Annotated in this window: 14 protein-coding genes and 1 rRNA gene; 9 read left to right on the forward strand and 6 right to left on the reverse strand. The window is 72.2% G+C overall.

The genetic code is table 11. From position 1 onward, the window contains the following. Positions 1-33: 33 nt before the first annotated feature. The 4 genes from ACWGQ1_RS10085 to ACWGQ1_RS10100 all read left to right on the forward strand — a co-directional run bounded on the left by ACWGQ1_RS10085 (position 34) and on the right by ACWGQ1_RS10100 (position 3889). Complete coding sequence (locus ACWGQ1_RS10085; protein WP_136031140.1) at positions 34-792, forward strand: alpha/beta fold hydrolase; 759 nt, start codon at positions 34-36, stop codon at positions 790-792. Then, positions 789-1949, forward strand: coding sequence for an acyl-CoA dehydrogenase family protein (locus tag ACWGQ1_RS10090; protein WP_136035754.1), 1161 nt, complete (start codon positions 789-791; stop codon positions 1947-1949). The genes ACWGQ1_RS10085 and ACWGQ1_RS10090 overlap by 4 nt, the downstream gene beginning before the upstream one ends. Positions 1950-2033: 84 nt before the next feature. After that, a complete protein-coding gene (locus tag ACWGQ1_RS10095) occupies positions 2034-2501 on the forward strand; it encodes an Lrp/AsnC family transcriptional regulator (RefSeq protein WP_136031144.1) in 468 nt (155 codons plus the stop codon). Next, positions 2498-3889: an aspartate aminotransferase family protein gene (locus ACWGQ1_RS10100; protein WP_452312889.1), complete on the forward strand. Its 1392-nt coding sequence runs from the start codon at positions 2498-2500 to the stop codon at positions 3887-3889. The genes ACWGQ1_RS10095 and ACWGQ1_RS10100 overlap by 4 nt, the downstream gene beginning before the upstream one ends. 16 nt (positions 3890-3905) lie before the next feature. On the opposite strand, the gene ACWGQ1_RS10105 is transcribed toward ACWGQ1_RS10100, so the two are convergent. After that, positions 3906-5453: a PucR family transcriptional regulator ligand-binding domain-containing protein gene (locus tag ACWGQ1_RS10105; protein WP_452312890.1), complete on the reverse strand. Its 1548-nt coding sequence runs from the start codon at positions 5451-5453 to the stop codon at positions 3906-3908. Between the two features lie 98 nt (positions 5454-5551). On the opposite strand from ACWGQ1_RS10105, the gene ACWGQ1_RS10110 reads away from it, so the two are divergent. Then, positions 5552-7036, forward strand: coding sequence for a CoA-acylating methylmalonate-semialdehyde dehydrogenase (locus ACWGQ1_RS10110; protein ID WP_452312891.1), 1485 nt, complete (start codon positions 5552-5554; stop codon positions 7034-7036). A gap of 25 nt (positions 7037-7061) precedes the next feature. After that, positions 7062-8450, forward strand: a complete 1389-nt coding sequence (locus ACWGQ1_RS10115) for an aminotransferase class III-fold pyridoxal phosphate-dependent enzyme (RefSeq protein WP_452312892.1) — start codon at positions 7062-7064, stop codon at positions 8448-8450. Positions 8451-8471: 21 nt separating this feature from the next. Here ACWGQ1_RS10115 and ACWGQ1_RS10120 read toward each other — a convergent pair whose 3' ends face one another. Then, on the reverse strand, positions 8472-8744 hold the full coding sequence (locus tag ACWGQ1_RS10120) for a metal-sensitive transcriptional regulator (RefSeq protein WP_045255889.1): 273 nt from the start codon (positions 8742-8744) through the stop codon (positions 8472-8474). 36 nt (positions 8745-8780) lie between these two features. On the opposite strand from ACWGQ1_RS10120, the gene ACWGQ1_RS10125 reads away from it, so the two are divergent. After that, positions 8781-10058 carry a DUF445 family protein gene (locus ACWGQ1_RS10125; RefSeq protein WP_452312893.1) on the forward strand — a complete coding sequence of 426 codons (1278 nt, stop codon included), beginning with the start codon at positions 8781-8783 and terminating at the stop codon, positions 10056-10058. A 1-nt stretch (position 10059) separates the two neighbouring features. After that, positions 10060-10977 (forward strand): arginase family protein, encoded by a 918-nt coding sequence (locus ACWGQ1_RS10130; RefSeq protein ID WP_452312894.1) that lies wholly within the window; start codon positions 10060-10062, stop codon positions 10975-10977. A 72-nt stretch (positions 10978-11049) separates the two neighbouring features. Here the strand turns inward: ACWGQ1_RS10130 and hutI are convergent, their stop codons facing one another. Genes hutI through hutH form a run of 3 tightly spaced genes read right to left on the reverse strand, consistent with a single transcriptional unit; the run spans position 11050 to position 15453 of the window. After that, the gene (gene hutI / locus ACWGQ1_RS10135) at positions 11050-12231 is read right to left on the reverse strand and encodes an imidazolonepropionase (protein WP_136035667.1); all 1182 of its coding nucleotides are present in this window, start codon (positions 12229-12231) and stop codon (positions 11050-11052) included. Between the two features lie 23 nt (positions 12232-12254). Next, entirely contained in the window at positions 12255-13919 is a 1665-nt protein-coding gene (gene hutU / locus ACWGQ1_RS10140) for a urocanate hydratase (RefSeq protein ID WP_136035668.1), read from the reverse strand. After that, a complete protein-coding gene (gene hutH / locus ACWGQ1_RS10145; protein WP_136035670.1) occupies positions 13912-15453 on the reverse strand; it encodes a histidine ammonia-lyase in 1542 nt (513 codons plus the stop codon). The genes hutU and hutH overlap by 8 nt, the downstream gene beginning before the upstream one ends. Before the next feature lie 53 nt (positions 15454-15506). On the opposite strand from hutH, the gene ACWGQ1_RS10150 reads away from it, so the two are divergent. Further along, entirely contained in the window at positions 15507-16310 is an 804-nt protein-coding gene (locus tag ACWGQ1_RS10150) for an IclR family transcriptional regulator (RefSeq protein ID WP_240745304.1), read from the forward strand. A gap of 113 nt (positions 16311-16423) precedes the next feature. Here ACWGQ1_RS10150 and rrf read toward each other — a convergent pair. Further along, positions 16424-16505 (reverse strand): 5S ribosomal RNA (rrf, locus tag ACWGQ1_RS10155); the annotation flags it as partial.

Raw genomic sequence — 16505 nt, forward strand, 5'->3', positions numbered from 1 at the left:
CCTGTGCCGCGGCCGCGGTCGTAGGCTGGTGCCATGCCCGCACCCCTCACCCTGCCCCGACGGTCGTGGGGCGATCCCGCAGCCGCGCGCCGCATTCTCCTCGTGCACGGACTCGGCTCGTCGGGCGCCCTCATGTGGCGCCTGGGCGATGCCATCGCGGCGACCGGAGCGGCCGCGACCGCCGTCGACCTGCGCGGGCACGGTGACGCCCCCCGCTCCCTCGACTACACCGTCGACGCGTACGCCGCCGACCTCGCGGCGACGGCATCCGACGGCGGAGGACCGTGGGACGCGGTCGTCGGCCACTCGCTGGGCGGCGCGGCCGCGACGGTCGCCGCCGCCGGCTCGCCGGACTGGACGCGACGCCTCGTGCTGATCGACCCCGCCCTCCACGTCGACGGACGCGACGCGGGCATCGTGCGGCGCAGTCAGGAACGGGCGTTCGCCGACAACCGGATCGAGGTCGTCCGGGAGGAGCACCCGCACTGGCACCCGCAGGATCACGAGCTGAAGATCGACGCCGTGCGGCGCGCGAGCGCCTGGGCCGTGGAGCAGACCAGCGCGCAGAACCAGCCGTGGGACGTACGCGCGCACGCCGCCCGTCTCACCGTCCCCACCCATGTCATCGGCGCCGATCCCGCCGTGTACAGCATCTTCGCGGGCGACCTCGCCGCCGAGGTGCTCGCCGGCAACCCGCGGATCACGATGTCGGTCGTGGCGGGCGCGGGGCACTCCCTTCATCGCGACCGCCCGGAGGAAGCGATCCGACAGCTCCTGGAGGCACTCGCATGACCGCGTTCGACCCGACCCGCTACCTCCCGGACGACCTCCTCGCGCGCATCCGCGAACGCGCGCCGATCCACGACCGCGAGAACACGTTCCCGCAGCAGGACCTCGACGAACTCCGCGACGCCGGCTACCTGTCGATCCTGGTCCCGGTCGAGCGCGGCGGCGCAGGACTCGGGCTCGCCGAGGCCGCGATCCTGCAGCAGCGTCTTGCGGGCGCGGCCCCCGCCACGGCCCTCGCGATCAACATGCACCTGGTGTGGACCGGGGTCGCGAAGGTCTTCTCCGACCGGGGTGTTCCCGGGCTCGAGTTCGTGCAGGACGGCGCGGTCGCCGGCGAGGTGTTCGCGTTCGGCATCAGCGAGGGCGGCAACGACCTCGTGCTGTTCGGCAGCGACACGGCCGCGGTGCCCGACGCCGACGGGGGCTACGCGTTCACGGGCACCAAGATCTTCACCTCGCTCGCGCCCGTCTGGACCAGGCTCGGACTGCACGGCCTGGACACCACCAGCGCGGACGCCCCGAAGCTCGTGTTCGCGTTCGTCGAGCGGACCGACGCCGTCACCACCTCGGACGACTGGGACACGCTCGGCATGCGCGGCACGCAGAGCAGGACGACGCGGCTCGACGGCGCCGTCGCCGACGCCGCGCACGTGGTCCGGCGGATCGACCAGGGCCCGAGCGCCGACCCCATCGTCTTCGGCATCTTCTCCGTGTTCGAGATCCTGCTCGCCTCGGTGTACACCGGCATCGCCCGCCGCGCACTGGAGCTGGCGGTCGCGACGGCGCAGACCCGTCGCTCCAAGAAGAGCGGCGCCGCGTACAGCCAGGACCCCGACATCCGTTGGCGCATCGCCGACATGGCGATCGCGTACGACGCGCTGCCGCCCCAGATCGCCGCGCTCGCGCGCGACGTGGACGAGCGCGTCGACCACGGGCCGCGCTGGTTCCCCGCCCTGTCCGGCCTCAAGCACCGTGCCGTGACGATGGCCAAGAGCGTGGTCGACGAGGCGATGCTGGTGGCGGGCGGCGGGTCCTACTTCTCCGGGAACGAGCTCTCCCGGCTGTACCGCGATGTCCTCGCCGGGATGTTCCATCCGTCCGACCCCGAGTCGGCGCACGCGACCGCGGCGAGCGCCTGGCTCGGACCCGTGGAGGCCTGACCGAACGCACGGATCGTGCAGGTCGGCCACTCAGATTCGACGGATCCGGTTGTCCATGACCGCCGCCAGTGCCAGGATCGCAGCATGGCACCGGCGAAGAAGAACTCCGCCCTCGACGCGATCTCCAAGACCATCATCGAGCTGCTGCAGGACGACGGGCGTCGCTCCTACTCCGACATCGGCCGCGTGGTGGGCCTCAGCGAGGCAGCGGTCCGCCAGCGCGTGCAGCGGCTCACCGAGACCGGCGTGATGCAGATCGTCGCGGTCACCGATCCGATGCAGCTCGGCTTCCACCGCCAGGCGATGATCGGCATCCGTGTGGCCGGGGACGCCCGGCACGTGGCGGAGGCGATCGCGGAGATCGACGCCGTCGACTACGTCGTCATCACGGTGGGCTCATTCGACGTGATCGTCGAGGTCGTGTGCGAAGACGACGACCACCTGCTGGCCCTCGTGAACGACGTGATCCGTCCGATCGACGGCGTGCTGTCGACCGAGACGTTCATCTACGCGAAGCTGCAGAAGCAGCTCTACAACTGGGGGACCCGATGACCTCGCGCTCCGTGCCGTCCGCGTCCGCGCTGCAGTCCATGGCGAAGGATCACCTCTGGATGCACTTCACCCGCCAGTCGACCATGGCGGACTCCGGCGTGCCGATCATCGTCCGGGGCGACGGGCACCGCATCTGGGACGTCGAGGGCCGGGAGTACATCGACGGTCTGGCGGGACTGTTCGTGGTGAACGCGGGACACGGCAGGCGCCGGCTCGCCGAGGCCGCGGCGGCGCAGGCGTCCGAGTTGGCGTTCTTCCCGCTGTGGTCGTACGCGCACCCCGCGGCGATCGAGCTCGCGGACCGGCTGGCGGACGAGGCACCCGGCGACCTCAACCGCGTGTTCTTCTCCACGGGCGGCGGCGAGGCGGTGGAGACGGCCTTCAAGCTCGCGAAGCACTACTGGAAGCTGCAGGGGAAGCCCGCCAAGCACAAGGTGATCTCGCGTGCCGTCGCGTATCACGGCACCCCGCAGGGGGCCCTCGCGATCACGGGGATCCCCGCCATGAAGGCGATGTTCGAGCCGGTCACACCCGGCGGGTTCCGCGTGCCCAACACCAACTTCTATCGCGCGGCCGAGATGGGCGCGCCCGCCGACGACCTCGAGGCGTTCGGGCGCTGGGCCGCCGACCGCATCGAGGAGATGATCCTGTTCGAGGGTGCGGACACCGTCGCGGCCGCGTTCCTCGAGCCGGTGCAGAACTCGGGCGGCTGCTTCCCCCCGCCGCCCGGCTACTTCGCCCGCGTGCGCGAGATCTGCGACCGGCACGACGTCCTGTTGGTGTCAGACGAGGTGATCTGCGCGTTCGGACGGCTCGGGCACACCTTCGCCTGCACGGGGCTGGGGTATGTGCCCGACATGATCACGTGCGCCAAGGGCATGACCAGCGGCTACTCCCCCATCGGCGCCACGATCGTGAGCGACCGCGTGTACGAGCCGTTCGCGCAGGGCGATGTCTCCTTCCCGCACGGCTACACGTTCGGCGGCCACCCCGTGTCGGCCGCGGTGGCCCTGGAGAACCTCGCGATCTTCGACGAGGAAGGGCTCAACGCGCACGTGCGGGAGAACTCGCCGGTGTTCCGCGCGGAGCTGGAGACACTGCTCGACCTCCCGCTCGTGGGAGACGTGCGCGGCGACGGGTACTTCTTCGGCATCGAGCTGGTCAAGGACACCGCCACGCGGGAGACGTTCGACGAGGAGGAGTCGGAGCGGTTGCTGCGCGGCTTCCTCTCGCCCGCACTGTTCGAGGCCGGGCTGTACTGCCGGGCGGACGACCGCGGCGACCCGGTCATCCAGCTCGCCCCGCCGCTGACCGTCGGACCCGCGGAGTTCCGCGAGATCACGCAGATCCTGCGGGACGTGCTCACGCGGGCGCAGGCGGTGCTCTGAGCCACGCCGTGCGGCGTCAGGAACGTTCTCGGGCTCCGCGGGGCCGCGCCAGCAGCGCGATGTGCAGCGCCGCCAGCACCTCGCCGTCGTCGAGGTCGACGGCGAGCAGGTCCGCGATGACGGCGAGGCGCTGGTAGAACACGGAGCGGGACAGGTGGCTCGCCGTCGCGGCCGCCGACCGGTTCCCCGGGTGGGCGACGAGCGCGGCGAGCACGTCGAGCAGATCCCCGCGGCGCTCCCGGTCGTGGCGGATCAGCGGCGCGAGCATGCGTTCGCCGTGCTCTTGCAGTCGGCGGTCATCGCCGAGCGCCGCCACCAGCTGCGCCAGCGGACGGTCGGCCACGCGGCGCACGGTGTCGGCGGCGTCCTCCGGGGCCCGGGCGGCGAGTTCCAGTGCAGCCCTGGTGGACGCGAGGAGGCCGGGCACATCGTCGGCCGGCTGACCGATGATCACCGCGACCGCGGGGCCGGCGATGCGGCGCGCGGCGGCGTCGCTCAGACCTCCGGCTGGTGGGACGACGAGGAGCACGACCGCGTCGTCGCGTCGGGCGGCGAGCGCGGCCACCCCTTCCGCGGTCGCGCGGGCTCGGATACGGTCCGCCGCCTCGGTCGTGCGCACGACCACGCCGCACGCCGGACGCCCGCCCACGTCGAACCCCAGTCGGGCGAGCCGTGCCGCGACATCGTCGACGCGCGCGAACCGCGACCCCAGCAGGTCGTCGATCAGCGTGCGATGCGCGAGCACCGTCCACTCCGCCGCTCCGTCGGCGAGGCATCCGAACGCGAGCGCGGTGGCCCCCAGCTCCAGGACCGTGAGCCGACCGGCCGGGTGCGGGGGCCCCACGAGTGCCGTGAGCGACCCCCAGCGCACACCCCTCGCCTGCACGGGTACCCGCTCGGACGCCCCGTCGGCGGCCAGCGCGAGCACCTCGGCGACCGGACGGGACAGCGCTTCGGTGGCGATCACCTCTCCCGCCAGGTTCTCCAGCACGACCGGCGCGTCGAGCGCGCGGGCCGTCTCGGTCACGATCACGTCCGCCGGGGCTCCCCGCAGGCTGAGGGCCGTGAACAGCTCGTGCAGTCGCTGGCGTTCGCGCAGGGCGGCCGTCTGCGCGTCGATCAGTGCGCGGTGCACGGCCTCCGTCACGGTGACGAACTTGACCTCTCCGGCCAGCGCGACCAGGGCGAGCGACGCCTCCGCGCACGCCTCGACCACGGCGTCCGGCACGCGCGGCATCCGGTCGCCGAGCTCCACCACGACCCCGGAGACGCCGACCGCGGCCAGCTCGCGCACGAGCGCGCGCAGCGAGCGGGCGTCGCGCGGCCAGGCGGCCGCCGTGGTCAGCAGCAGCTCTCCCCCGTCGAGCAACCGCGCGACCCCGGCACTGTCGGATGCGTGCACCCAGCGCACGCCCGCGTCCAGCGCCGCCCCGCCCACGAGCACGCGCGGCGCACCGTCCTGCACCACGGGGAGCGCGACCACGTCCGCCACGCGCAGCAGCGGCGATCCGTGTCGCTCCGGACGATCTGTCTCGGACGGGGAGAACTCCCGACGTTCTGACACTCCGCATCTCCTGCCGGCTCTGTGACCATGGACTCGCACCCAGCGTAGCGAGCGCCGGTCAGAGTGTCCGGTCACGCGCATCACCCAGCGGAGGAACCGTGGACATCGTCCGACACATCATCGACGGCAGCGAGACCGCGGCGGCACGCCGCACCGCCCCCGTGTACGACCCCGCGACGGGCCGGATCACGAAGCAGGTGGCGCTCGCCGACGCCACGGAGGTCGAGGCCGCCGTCACCGCCGCGGCCGCGGCGCTCCCCGCGTGGCGGGCCACCAGCCTGATCAAGCGCGCCGACGTGTTCTTCCGGTTGCGGCAGCTGCTCGCCGACCGCACGTCCGAGCTCGCGGCGATCGTGACGTCCGAGCACGGCAAGGTGCTCTCCGATGCGGCGGGCGAGGTGTCGCGCGGCATCGAGAACGTCGAGTTCGCCGCCGGGCTCGTGCACCTGCTCAAGGGCGAGCGCAGCGAACAGGTCGCGCGCGGCGTGGACGTGCACTCCGTCAAGCAGCCGGTCGGTGTCGTGGCGGCCATCACCCCGTTCAACTTCCCGGTCATGGTGCCGCTGTGGATGGTCGCGTCAGCGATCGCGTGCGGCAACACGGTCGTGCTCAAGCCCAGCGAGAAGGACCCCTCCGCGGCGGTCTGGCTCGCGAAGCTGTTCCGGGAGGCCGGGCTCCCCGACGGCGTGCTCAACGTCGTGCACGGCGACCGGGAGGCCGTCGAGACCCTGCTCGACTCGCCCCGCGTGGATGCGGTGAGCTTCGTCGGCTCGACACCCATCGCGCGCTCGATCTACCGGCGGGCGTCGGCCGCGGGCAAGCGGGTGCAGGCGCTCGGCGGCGCGAAGAACCACATGGTCGTGATGCCCGATGCCGACCTCGACGCCGCGGCCGACGCGGCCGTGTCCGCCGCCTACGGCTCCGCGGGTGAACGCTGCATGGCGGTGTCGGTGCTGGTCGCGGTCGGCGACGTGGCCGACGACCTGGTGGCCGCGGTCGCCGCACGCATCGGCGGACTCCGGATCGGCCCCGGCACCGACGCCGCGAGCGACATGGGGCCGCTCATCACGCGCGAGCACCGTGACGCGGTCGCCTCGTACGTGCACGGCGCACCGGCGGAGGGCGCGACGGTCGTCGTCGACGGCACGCGGCAGGAGTTCGACTCCGACGGGTTCTTCCTCGGCGTGAGCCTGCTCGACCATGTGCGTCCCGGCATGGCCGCGTACGACCAGGAGATCTTCGGCCCGGTGCTGTCGGTCGTCCGTGTGGACACCTACGCCGACGCGGTCGCCCTCGTGAACGCCAACGCCTACGGCAACGGCACCGCGATCTTCACGCGCGACGGCGGCACCGCCCGCCAGTACGAGTTCGACGTCGAGGTCGGCATGGTGGGGGTGAACGTGCCGATCCCTGTACCGATCGGCGCGTACTCGTTCGGCGGATGGAAGGACTCGCTGTTCGGCGACTCCCACATCTACGGTCCCGAGTCCATCCACTTCTACACCCGCTCGAAGGTCGTCACGACTCGCTGGCCCGACCACACCCCCTCCCAGATCGACCTGGGCTTTCCGAGCAACCACTGACCACCGCGACCGGAGGGCACGACCCATGACCACCTACACCGATCGGCACGGCGCCACCCTTCCCCTGCCCGATGCGGCGGCCGACGCGCGCGTGCGTTCCGACGACCGCTCGCACGTCTTCCACTCCTGGAGCGCGCAGGCGGCGATCGATCCGCTGCCCGTCGCCGCGGGGCACGGCTCCACGTTCTGGGACTACGACGGCAACGCCTACCTCGACTTCTCCAGCCAGCTGGTCAATCTGAACCTCGGTCACCAGCACCCCGACCTCGTGGCCGCCATCCAACAGCAGGCGGGGCGGCTCTCGACCATCCAGCCGGCCATGGCCAACGACGTCCGCGGCGAGCTCGCCCGGCTGATCTCCGAGGTGGCGCCCGACGGCTTCGAGAAGGTGTTCTTCACCAACGGCGGCGCCGAGGCGAACGAGTACGCGGTGCGCATGGCACGCCAGTCCACCGGGCGCCGCAAGGTGCTGTCGATGTACCGCAGCTACCACGGCTCCACCTCGACCGCGATCTCGCTCACCGGCGACCCCCGCCGCTGGGCGAACGACACCGCCGACGCGGGAGCCGTGCGCTTCTTCGGCCCGTACCTGTACCGCTCCCCGTTCCACGCCGAGACGCCGGAGCAGGAGGCCGAGCGCGCCCTCGCCCACCTGGAGCAGACCATCCAGCTCGAGGGACCGCAGACGATCGCGGCGATCATCATCGAGACGGTCGTCGGCACGAACGGCGTGCTGGTGCCGCCGCCCGGCTACCTCCCGGGGGTGCGCGAGCTGTGCGACCGCTACGGCATCGTCTACATCGCCGACGAGGTGATGGTGGGGTTCGGACGCCTGGGCGAGTGGTTCGGCATCGACGCGTTCGGCGCGCAGCCCGACCTCCTCACCTTCGCGAAGGGCGTGAACTCGGGCTACGTGCCCCTCGGCGGTGTCGTGATCTCCGACCGCATCGCCCGCGCGTTCGACACGATGCCGTTCGCGGGCGGGCTCACGTACTCCGGGCATCCGCTGGCGTGCGCGGCCGGCGTCGCGACGTTCGAGGTGTTCCGCCGGGACGGGATCCTGGAGCGCGTCCGCGACCTCGGCGAGCGCGTCGTCGAGCCGACCCTGCGCTCCTGGGTCGAACGGCACCCGTCCGTGGGCGAGGTGCGGGGGCGCGGGCTGTTCTGGGCGGTCGAGCTCGTGCGGGATGCGGAGACCGGGGAGCCGTTGGTGCCGTTCAACGCCGCGGGTGCCGACGCTGCGCCCATGGTCGCGTTCGCTGCGGCCGCTCGACGCGCAGGGGTCTGGCCGTTCACGCACTTCAACCGCGTGCACGTCGCGCCGCCGCTGGTGATCGAGGAGGAGGAGCTGCGGCGCGGGCTGCGGGTGATCGACGAGGCACTGGCCGTGGCGGACGAGGTGGCCGCCGGCTGAGGAGCCGGGCGGCCGGCGGGGCTACTTGGAGTCGAAGTCGAACGCCTTGAGCAGTTCCAGGACGGCCTTGTCGCGCTCCTCGCCGCCCTCCTCGAACATGTGGGTCACGTGCGTGCGCAGGTGGTTCTCGAGCAGCAAGCGGTTGAGAGACTCGAGGGAGCGCTGGATCGCCCGGGACTGCGTGATGATGTCCATGCAGTACTCCTCGTTCTCGATCATCCGCGCGACGCCGCGCATCTGACCCTCGAGGATGCTCGTGCGATGCAGGGCGCGCTTCTTGATGTCTTCGATCACGTATCGAGGGTACTCGCCCCGTGAAAGGATGACGTCATGCCGCGAACACCCACGACGCTGCTCTCCCTCGCCGATCAGGAACGGCGGCGAGCGCTGCGGCGGATGAAGGCCGTCGCCCTCGGCGCCCTGCTGTTCATGGCCCTCGCGTTCGTCATCGCCTTCGCGTTCCAGGAACGCATCGGCTGGCTCTCCTACGTGCGCGCGGCGGCCGAGGGCGGCATGGTCGGTGCTCTCGCGGACTGGTTCGCGGTCACGGCGCTGTTCCGTCGCCCCGTGGGGCTGCCCATCCCGCACACGGCGATCATCCCCAACCGCAAGGACGAGATCGGCCGTACGCTCGGCGAGTTCGTGGAGACGAACTTCCTGGCCGCCGACGTGGTGCGCACGAAGCTGTCGACCACCGCGATCGCGCGCCGCGCCGGCGAGTGGCTGCGGGAGGAGCCCCATGCGGAACGCGTCGCCGCGGAGGGCGCGACGATCGCGACGGCGGTGCTCAACGCCCTGAGCGACGACGACGTCCGTGACCTGCTCACGGATCTCGCCCGTGAGCACCTGGTGGCGCCGGAGTGGGGTCCGCCCGCCGGGGCCTGGCTGGAGAAGATCGTCGAGTCCGAGGCGCACCACGGCGCCGTCGACCTGGCGGCCGACAGCATCGAGCGCTGGCTGGAGGCCAACGCCACCTCGTTCACCGGGCTCGTGTCGCGACGCCTCCCCGGCTGGGTTCCGAAGCTCGCGCATCGGTTCGTCGACGACACGGTGTACAACGAGGCCCTCAAGTTCGTGCGCGCCGTGCAGGCCGATCCGCACCACCCGGCACGCCTGGCCGTCGACGGCTATCTGGCCCGGCTGGCCGACGCCCTGCAGAACGACCCGGCGACCCGCGCGAAGCTCGAGAGCGCGAAGGCGTCGCTGTTCGACAGCCCCCGGGTGGGAGCGCTGGCCGCCGAGGCCTGGAACACCGCGAAGAACGGACTGCTCACCTCTCTCGCCGATCCGGAGAGCGGGCTGCGGAGCCGGGCGGTGCAGGCGCTGCAGGAGGTGGGCGAGCGGCTCACCACGGACGCCGCTCTGCAGCGTCGCGTCGACACCTGGGTGTCCGACGCCGCGGTCTTCCTGGTCGAGCGCTACCGTCACGACATCGCCTCGATCATCACCGACACCGTGGAGCGCTGGGACCCCGCCGAGACCACCGAGAAGATCGAGCTGATGGTGGGCAGGGACCTGCAGTACATCCGCCTGAACGGCACCGTGGTGGGCGCGCTCGCGGGCCTGGCGATCTTCACGCTCGCGCACGCCCTGATCCCGGGAGTCTGACATGGCACTGTCCCACGACCCGCTCTGGCCCCGCGCCGGATCCTGGCCCGCGTTCGATGCCGCGGCCGACGCCGTGCTGCTGGGCGTGCCGACCTGGCGCACCTCGCTGTCGCCCACCGGAGCGCACGCCACGCCCGCCGCGATCCGCGAGGCCCTTCCCCGCTACGGCACCGCGCTGATGGGTCCGCCGCCCCGCGACCTGAACGAGCTGCTGCGCATCACCGACGCCGGTGACATCGCCGAGCCGGACGGGCCCGCGGGGGAGGCGGAGGTGATCGCCCGCGTGCGAGAGCTCTCGGAGGCGGCGGAGCTCGTGGTCGCCCTCGGCGGAGACAACTCCCTCACGTACCCGGTCGCTCTCGGTGCGCGGGCCACGGGGCTCATCACGTTCGACGCGCACTTCGACCTCCGCGACGGCGTGTCCAACGGCAGCCCGGTGCGGCGCCTGGTCGAGGACACCCCGGTGGCGTCGCTCCTGCCGACGACGCGGCTCGACCCCACCAGGGTCGTGCAGATCGGGATCGCGGACTTCGCGAACTCGGTCGCCTACGCCCGACGCGCGGCCGAGTGGGGCATCCGGGTGATCACGCTCGACGAACTGCGGCGGCGGGGTGCCGCCGACGTGGTGACCGAGGCGCTGGAGGTCGCGGGGGCGGGCGCCGACCCGCGCGTGCACCTCGACGTCGACGTGGACGTGTGCGACCGCGCCGTCGCTCCCGGCTGTCCGGCGAGCGTCCCCGGTGGGCTGCAGGCGTGGGAGCTCCGCGCCCTCACGCGTGCCGTGGCGTCGGATCCCCGCGTCGTGAGCGCCGACATCGCCGAGGTCGACGCGACCGCCGATGCCGCCGACGCTCGGACGGTGCGACTCGCTGCCCTGTGCGTGCTGGAGTTGCTGACCGGGCTCGCGCTGCGGCGATGAGGATCGTGCCGGCGAGGCCGGCGAGGGTGTCCGCGGCGGACGCTGTCCGCTCCTGAGCCGGAGCGCGGGCGGTCAGCCGACCTCGACGCCGTCCTTCCACACCCGGTGCACGAGCGGGACGCCGGGGCGGTAGGCCAGGTGCACGCGGCTCGGCGCCTCCAACAGCACCAGGTCCGCGCGTGCACCCGGTGCGAGCGTGCCGATGTCGTCTCTGCGCAGGGCGCGGGCGCCGCCGGCCGTGGCCGCCCACACCGCTTCCGCCGGGGTCATGCCCATATCGCGCACGGCCACGGCGATGCAGAACGGCATCGACGAGGTGAAGCTCGACCCCGGGTTGGTGTCGCACGCGAGCGCCACGGTCACCCCCGCATCGAGCAGTCGTCGCGCGTCCGGGTACGGCTGACGCGTCGAGAACTCCACCCCGGGCAGCAGGGTGAGCACGGTGTCGGATCCGGCGAGCGCCGCCACGTCCGCATCGGTCAGGTAGGTGCCGTGGTCGATCGACGCGGCGCCGAGCTCGACGGCGAGCTGCACCCCCGCGCCGGGGCCGAGCTGGCTGGCGTGCACCCGCGCGCCCAGTCCCCGGGCGATGCCGGCTTCCAGCACGCGCCGCGACTGCGCGGTGGTGAAGGCGCCGGTCTCACAGAACACGTCGATCCACCGGGAGTGCGGCGCACAGGCGTCGAGCATGGGACCCGCCACTAGGTCCACGTACTCGTCGGCGCGATCCGCGTACTCCGGTGGCACGACGTGCGCTCCGAGGAACGTGACCTCGGGCGTGATCTCGGCGGCGAGCCGCACGAGCCGTTCCTCGTCCTCGACGCTCAGCCCATACCCGCTCTTGATCTCGACGGTCGTGGTGCCCTGCGCGAGCATCTCGTCGCGGAACCGCCGCAGCCGCAGCCGCAGCTCGGCGTCCGTCGCCGCCCTGGTCGCGGCCACGGTGGAGCGGATGCCTCCGGCGGTGTACGGGCGCCCCGCCATGCGGGCCTCGAACTCGGCGGCGCGGTCGCCCGCGAACACGAGGTGGCTGTGGCTGTCGACGAACCCGGGGATCACGGCACGTCCGGCAGCGTCCACGACCTCGAGGTCTGCCAGCCCGGCGGTGCGCGCCGCGGCATCGCCAGCGGGGCCCGTCCAGACGACGCGCCCCTCGTCGAGGAGCACAGCTGCGTCGACGGCGGTACCGCAGGGATCGCGGTCGCTCACGACGTTCGTGGTGAGTTCGCCGATGCGGGTGATGAGCGTGGGCATGCGGTCTCCTGGGTCCGGGCGGGTCAGAGCATCGGGATCGTCAGGCCGCGCTCGCGCGCCACCTCGCGGGCGTGCTCGTACCCGGCGTCCACGTGCCGCATCACGCCCGTCCCCGGGTCGTTCGTCAGCACTCGCGCGAGCTTCTCGGCCGCGAGGTCCGTGCCGTCCGCGACGGTCACCTGGCCCGCGTGGATCGAGCGCCCGATGCCGACGCCGCCGCCGTGGTGGAGCGACACCCAAGAGGCGCCCGAGGCCGTGTTGAGCAGCGCGTTGAGCAGCGGCCAGTCGGCGATCGCGTCTGAGCCGTCCTTCATCGCCTCGGTCTCGCGGTACGGCGACGCCACCGACCCGGCGTCGAGGTGATCACGACCGATCACGATCGGCGCGGACAGCTCCCCCGAGGCCACCATCTCGTTGAACTTCAGCCCGGCGAGGTGCCGTTCCTGGTAGCCGAGCCAGCAGATGCGTGCCGGGAGGCCCTCGAACTGCACGGAGGACCCGGCCTTGTCCAGCCAGCGACGGAGGGCGGTGTCCTGCGGGAACAGCTCGGCGATCGCGCGGTCGGTCTTCGCGATGTCGGCGGGGTCGCCGGAGAGCGCAACCCAGCGGAAGGGCCCTCGACCCTCCTCGAACTGGGGACGGATGTAGGCGGGTACGAAGCCGGGGAACGCGAACGCGCGGTCGAATCCGCCCAGCTCGGCTTCCGCGCGGAGGGAGTTGCCGTAGTCGAACACGGCCGCCCCGTCGTCGAGGAACCCGACCATCGCCTCGACGTGCGCCGCCATCGACGCCCGCGACCGTCGGGTGAACTCCTCCGGGTCCCGCGCGGCTTCGGCTCGCCAGTCCGCCACGGATACGCCGACGGGCAGGTAGGCGAGCGGGTCATGCGCGCTGGTCTGATCCGTCACGATGTCGATGGGCACTCCGCGGCGCCGCAGCTCGGGGAAGATCTCGGCGGCGTTGCCGACCACGCCCACGGAGCGCGCCTGTCCCGCGTCCTTCGCGGCGACCGCTCGGGCGACGGCGGCGTCGAGGTCGTGCGTGTACTCGTCGAGGTAGCCGTGTTCGACGCGACGCGCAAGCCGAGTCTCGTCCACGTCGACGATCAGCACGGCCCCCTCGTTCAGCGTCACGGCGAGGGGCTGCGCGCCCCCCATGCCCCCGGCGCCGGCGGTCAGCGTGAGAGTGCCGCGCAAAGAATCGCGTCCGAGCGAGCGGGCGACGGCCGCGAACGTCTCATACGTCCCCTGCAGGATCCCCTGCGTGCCGATGTAGATCCACGACCCCGCGGTCATCTGCCCGTACATGGTGAGCCCGAGCTCCTCCAGCCGACGGAACTCGGGCCACGTGGCCCAGTCGCCCACGAGGTTCGAGTTCGCGATGAGCACGCGGGGCGCCCACTCGTGCGTGCGGAACACGCCGACCGGCTTGCCCGACTGCACGAGCAGCGTCTCGTCGGGCTCGATCTCGTCGAGCGTGCGGACGATCGCCTCGTATGCGGCCCAGCTGCGCGCCGCGCGGCCCGTCCCGCCGTAGACCACGAGCTCTTCGGGGTGCTCGGCGACCTCGGGGTCGAGGTTGTTCATGAGCATGCGCTTGGCGGCTTCCGCGCCCCAGCTCTTGGCGGTGCGGGTGTTCCCTCGCGGTGCGCGGACGGTGCGGCTCTTTGGTTCGACGGTGTCACTCATGCATGTGCTCCTTTGCGATGCGGGCGACCTGGCCCGACTGGACGAGTGCGGTCACGGCTTCCATGTCCGGCGAGAGGTAGTGGTCGGGGCCCGGACCGGCGGCGACGGTCCGCACGAGGTCGCGGACGGCGCCGGTCGCGGCTCCGGCCTCGAGGGGCGCGCGCAGATCGAGGGCTCGCGCAGCCGTGAGGATCTCGATCGCGAGCACGCGCGACAGTCCATCGATCGCACGGCGCAGCTTGCGGGCGGCCGCCCAGCCCATCGAGACGTGGTCCTCCTGCATCGCCGACGACGGGATCGAGTCGACCGAGGCGGGCACGGCCAGGCGCTTGAGCTCGGAGACGATGCCCGCCGCGGCGTACTGGGCGATCATGAGGCCCGAGTCCACTCCCACCTCCGCGGCCAGGAAGGGCGGCAGTCCGTGGCTGCGCGCGGGGTCGAGCGCGCGATCGGTGCGGCGCTCCGACACCGAGGCGACGTCGGCGACCGAGATGGCCAGGAAGTCCAGCACGGCGGCGACGGGTGCGCCGTGGAAGTTGCCGTTGGACTCGATGCGGCCGTCGAGGGTGATGACCGGGTTGTCGATCACGCTGGAGAGCTCACGCAGCGCGATCGTCTCGGCGTGCGCGACCGTGTCCCGGGCGGCCCCGTGCACCTGCGGAGAGCACCGGAGGGAGTAGGCGTCCTGCACACGTCCGTCTTCCGGCCCCTTGTGGCTGGCCACCATGGGCGAATCGGCGAGCAGCGCGCGAAGGTGTGCCGCCGAGATCGACTGTCCTGCCTGCGGACGCAGCGCCATCAGGTCCGCAGCGAAGACGGCGTCGGTACCGAGCTGCGATTCGATGGACATCGCCGCGGCCACGTCAGCCGTGAGAAGAAGTGTGTCGAGGTCGTGCAGGGCCAGCGCCAGCATGCCGAGCATGCCGTCCGTGCCGTTGATCAGCGCGAGGCCTTCCTTCTCGACCAGTGTCAGCGGAGCGATCGCCGCGGCAGCCAGGGCGTCGGCGGCGGGGACGAGAGTGCCCTGCGCGTCGCGCACGTCCCCCTCCCCCATGGTCGCGAGCGCGATGTGGGCGAGGGGCGCCAGATCGCCGGAGCAGCCGAGGGAGCCGTACTCGCGCACGACCGGTGTGATGCCGGCGTTGAGGAGCGCCGCGTACGTCTCCACCACCGCGGGCCGCACCCCGGTGCGACCGGAGGCGAGGGTCTGCAGGCGCAGCAGCTGCAGTCCGCGGACCACCTCGCGCTCGACCTCCGGACCGGTACCGGCGGCGTGCGAGCGGATCAGACTCGCCTGCAGCTGCAGACGACGCTCGGGCGCGATGAACGTCGTGGCCAGCGCGCCGAAGCCGGTCGACACTCCGTAGTGCGGGTGCGGATCCGACGCGAGCCCGTCGATCACACGACGGGTCTCGGCCACCCGCTCCAGGGCATCGGCGGGAACGACGACGGGTGCTCCGTGACGAGCCACGCGGACGACATTCGCGAGAGACACGGGACCGCGACCGACGACGACGGGGGTGGAAGAGCTCATGGATCCGATTCCACACCCGACGGCCCCGTCGCGCGGTGTCTTCGTGAGATCCTGTGTCTGTGATCCCAGACAGCAGCGAGCGCGCCGTGGCCGGTACGAGCGTGCCGGCCGCCGACCAGACGCTGCGGATCCTGAGCCACCTGGCCACCCGTCCGGCGCCGGTCGCGGCGTCGGCGATCGCGCGGGAGCTCGGGCTTCCGCGGTCCACCGTCTATCACCTGCTGAACACGCTGGCCGCCCGGGGCTTCGTGATCCACCTTCGCGACGACCAGCGGTGGGCGCTCGGCACCGCCGCGTTCGAGCTCGCGGGCGGGTATGCCCGTCAGCAACCGCTCGCCCGTCTCGGCCGGCCGATCGTCGCGGCGCTCTCCGACCGCCTGGGAGAGAGTGCGCACCTCGCCGTGATGAGCGGCAGTGACGTGCTGTACATCGTGGAAGAACGTGCGGCCCGACGCCCGGCCCTGGTCACCGATGTCGGCGTGCGCCTCCCCGCTCATCTCACGGCGACGGGCCGCGCCATGCTCGCCGCGCTGCCCCGTGAACAGATCAGGGCGCTGTATCCCGGGCCCTCGGCGTTTCCGGACCGGACGGGTCGCGGTCCTCGTCGGCCGTCGGAGCTGCGTGAGCTGCTGCGGCAGGTGAGGGAGCGCGGGTACGCCACGGAGGACGGCGAGGTCGCGGACGGCCTGCGGTCCGTCGGTGCCGTCGTCGCGGATCGCACAGGATGGCCTGTCGCTGCGGTGGCGGTCACCTGGGCCGGCGACAGCCGTGACGCACCGCAGGACGGCCGCGACGCAGCACTGGCCACGGAGGTCCGCGAGGCTGCAGCGCTTCTCGAGGCCCGCACGACGCGTTGAGGCCGTGCCCTGCGCGCGCAGGTTCGGCGGCGCGGCCCGTTAACGCAAGGCGGCGCGGCCCGTTAACGCAAGAAGGCCACCCAGCAATTGGGTGGCCTTCTTGACTAAAAGGAGTCCGGCGGTGTCCTACTCTCCCACAGGGTCCCCCCTGCAGTACCATCGGCGCTGTGAGGCTTAGCTTCCGGGTTCGGAATG

Source organism: Microbacterium sp. NPDC055599 (assembly GCF_053618975.1).

Coding starts and splice junctions, on each gene's coding strand:
- ACWGQ1_RS10085 (WP_136031140.1), top strand. CDS start 34: ATGCCCGCACCCCTCACCCTGCCCCGACGGTCGTGGGGCGATCCCGCA.
- ACWGQ1_RS10090 (WP_136035754.1), top strand. CDS start 789: ATGACCGCGTTCGACCCGACCCGCTACCTCCCGGACGACCTCCTCGCG.
- ACWGQ1_RS10095 (WP_136031144.1), top strand. CDS start 2,034: ATGGCACCGGCGAAGAAGAACTCCGCCCTCGACGCGATCTCCAAGACC.
- ACWGQ1_RS10100 (WP_452312889.1), top strand. CDS start 2,498: ATGACCTCGCGCTCCGTGCCGTCCGCGTCCGCGCTGCAGTCCATGGCG.
- ACWGQ1_RS10115 (WP_452312892.1), top strand. CDS start 7,062: ATGACCACCTACACCGATCGGCACGGCGCCACCCTTCCCCTGCCCGAT.
- ACWGQ1_RS10125 (WP_452312893.1), top strand. CDS start 8,781: ATGCCGCGAACACCCACGACGCTGCTCTCCCTCGCCGATCAGGAACGG.
- ACWGQ1_RS10130 (WP_452312894.1), top strand. CDS start 10,060: ATGGCACTGTCCCACGACCCGCTCTGGCCCCGCGCCGGATCCTGGCCC.
- hutI (WP_136035667.1), bottom strand. CDS start 12,231: ATGCCCACGCTCATCACCCGCATCGGCGAACTCACCACGAACGTCGTG.
- hutU (WP_136035668.1), bottom strand. CDS start 13,919: ATGAGTGACACCGTCGAACCAAAGAGCCGCACCGTCCGCGCACCGCGA.
- hutH (WP_136035670.1), bottom strand. CDS start 15,453: ATGAGCTCTTCCACCCCCGTCGTCGTCGGTCGCGGTCCCGTGTCTCTC.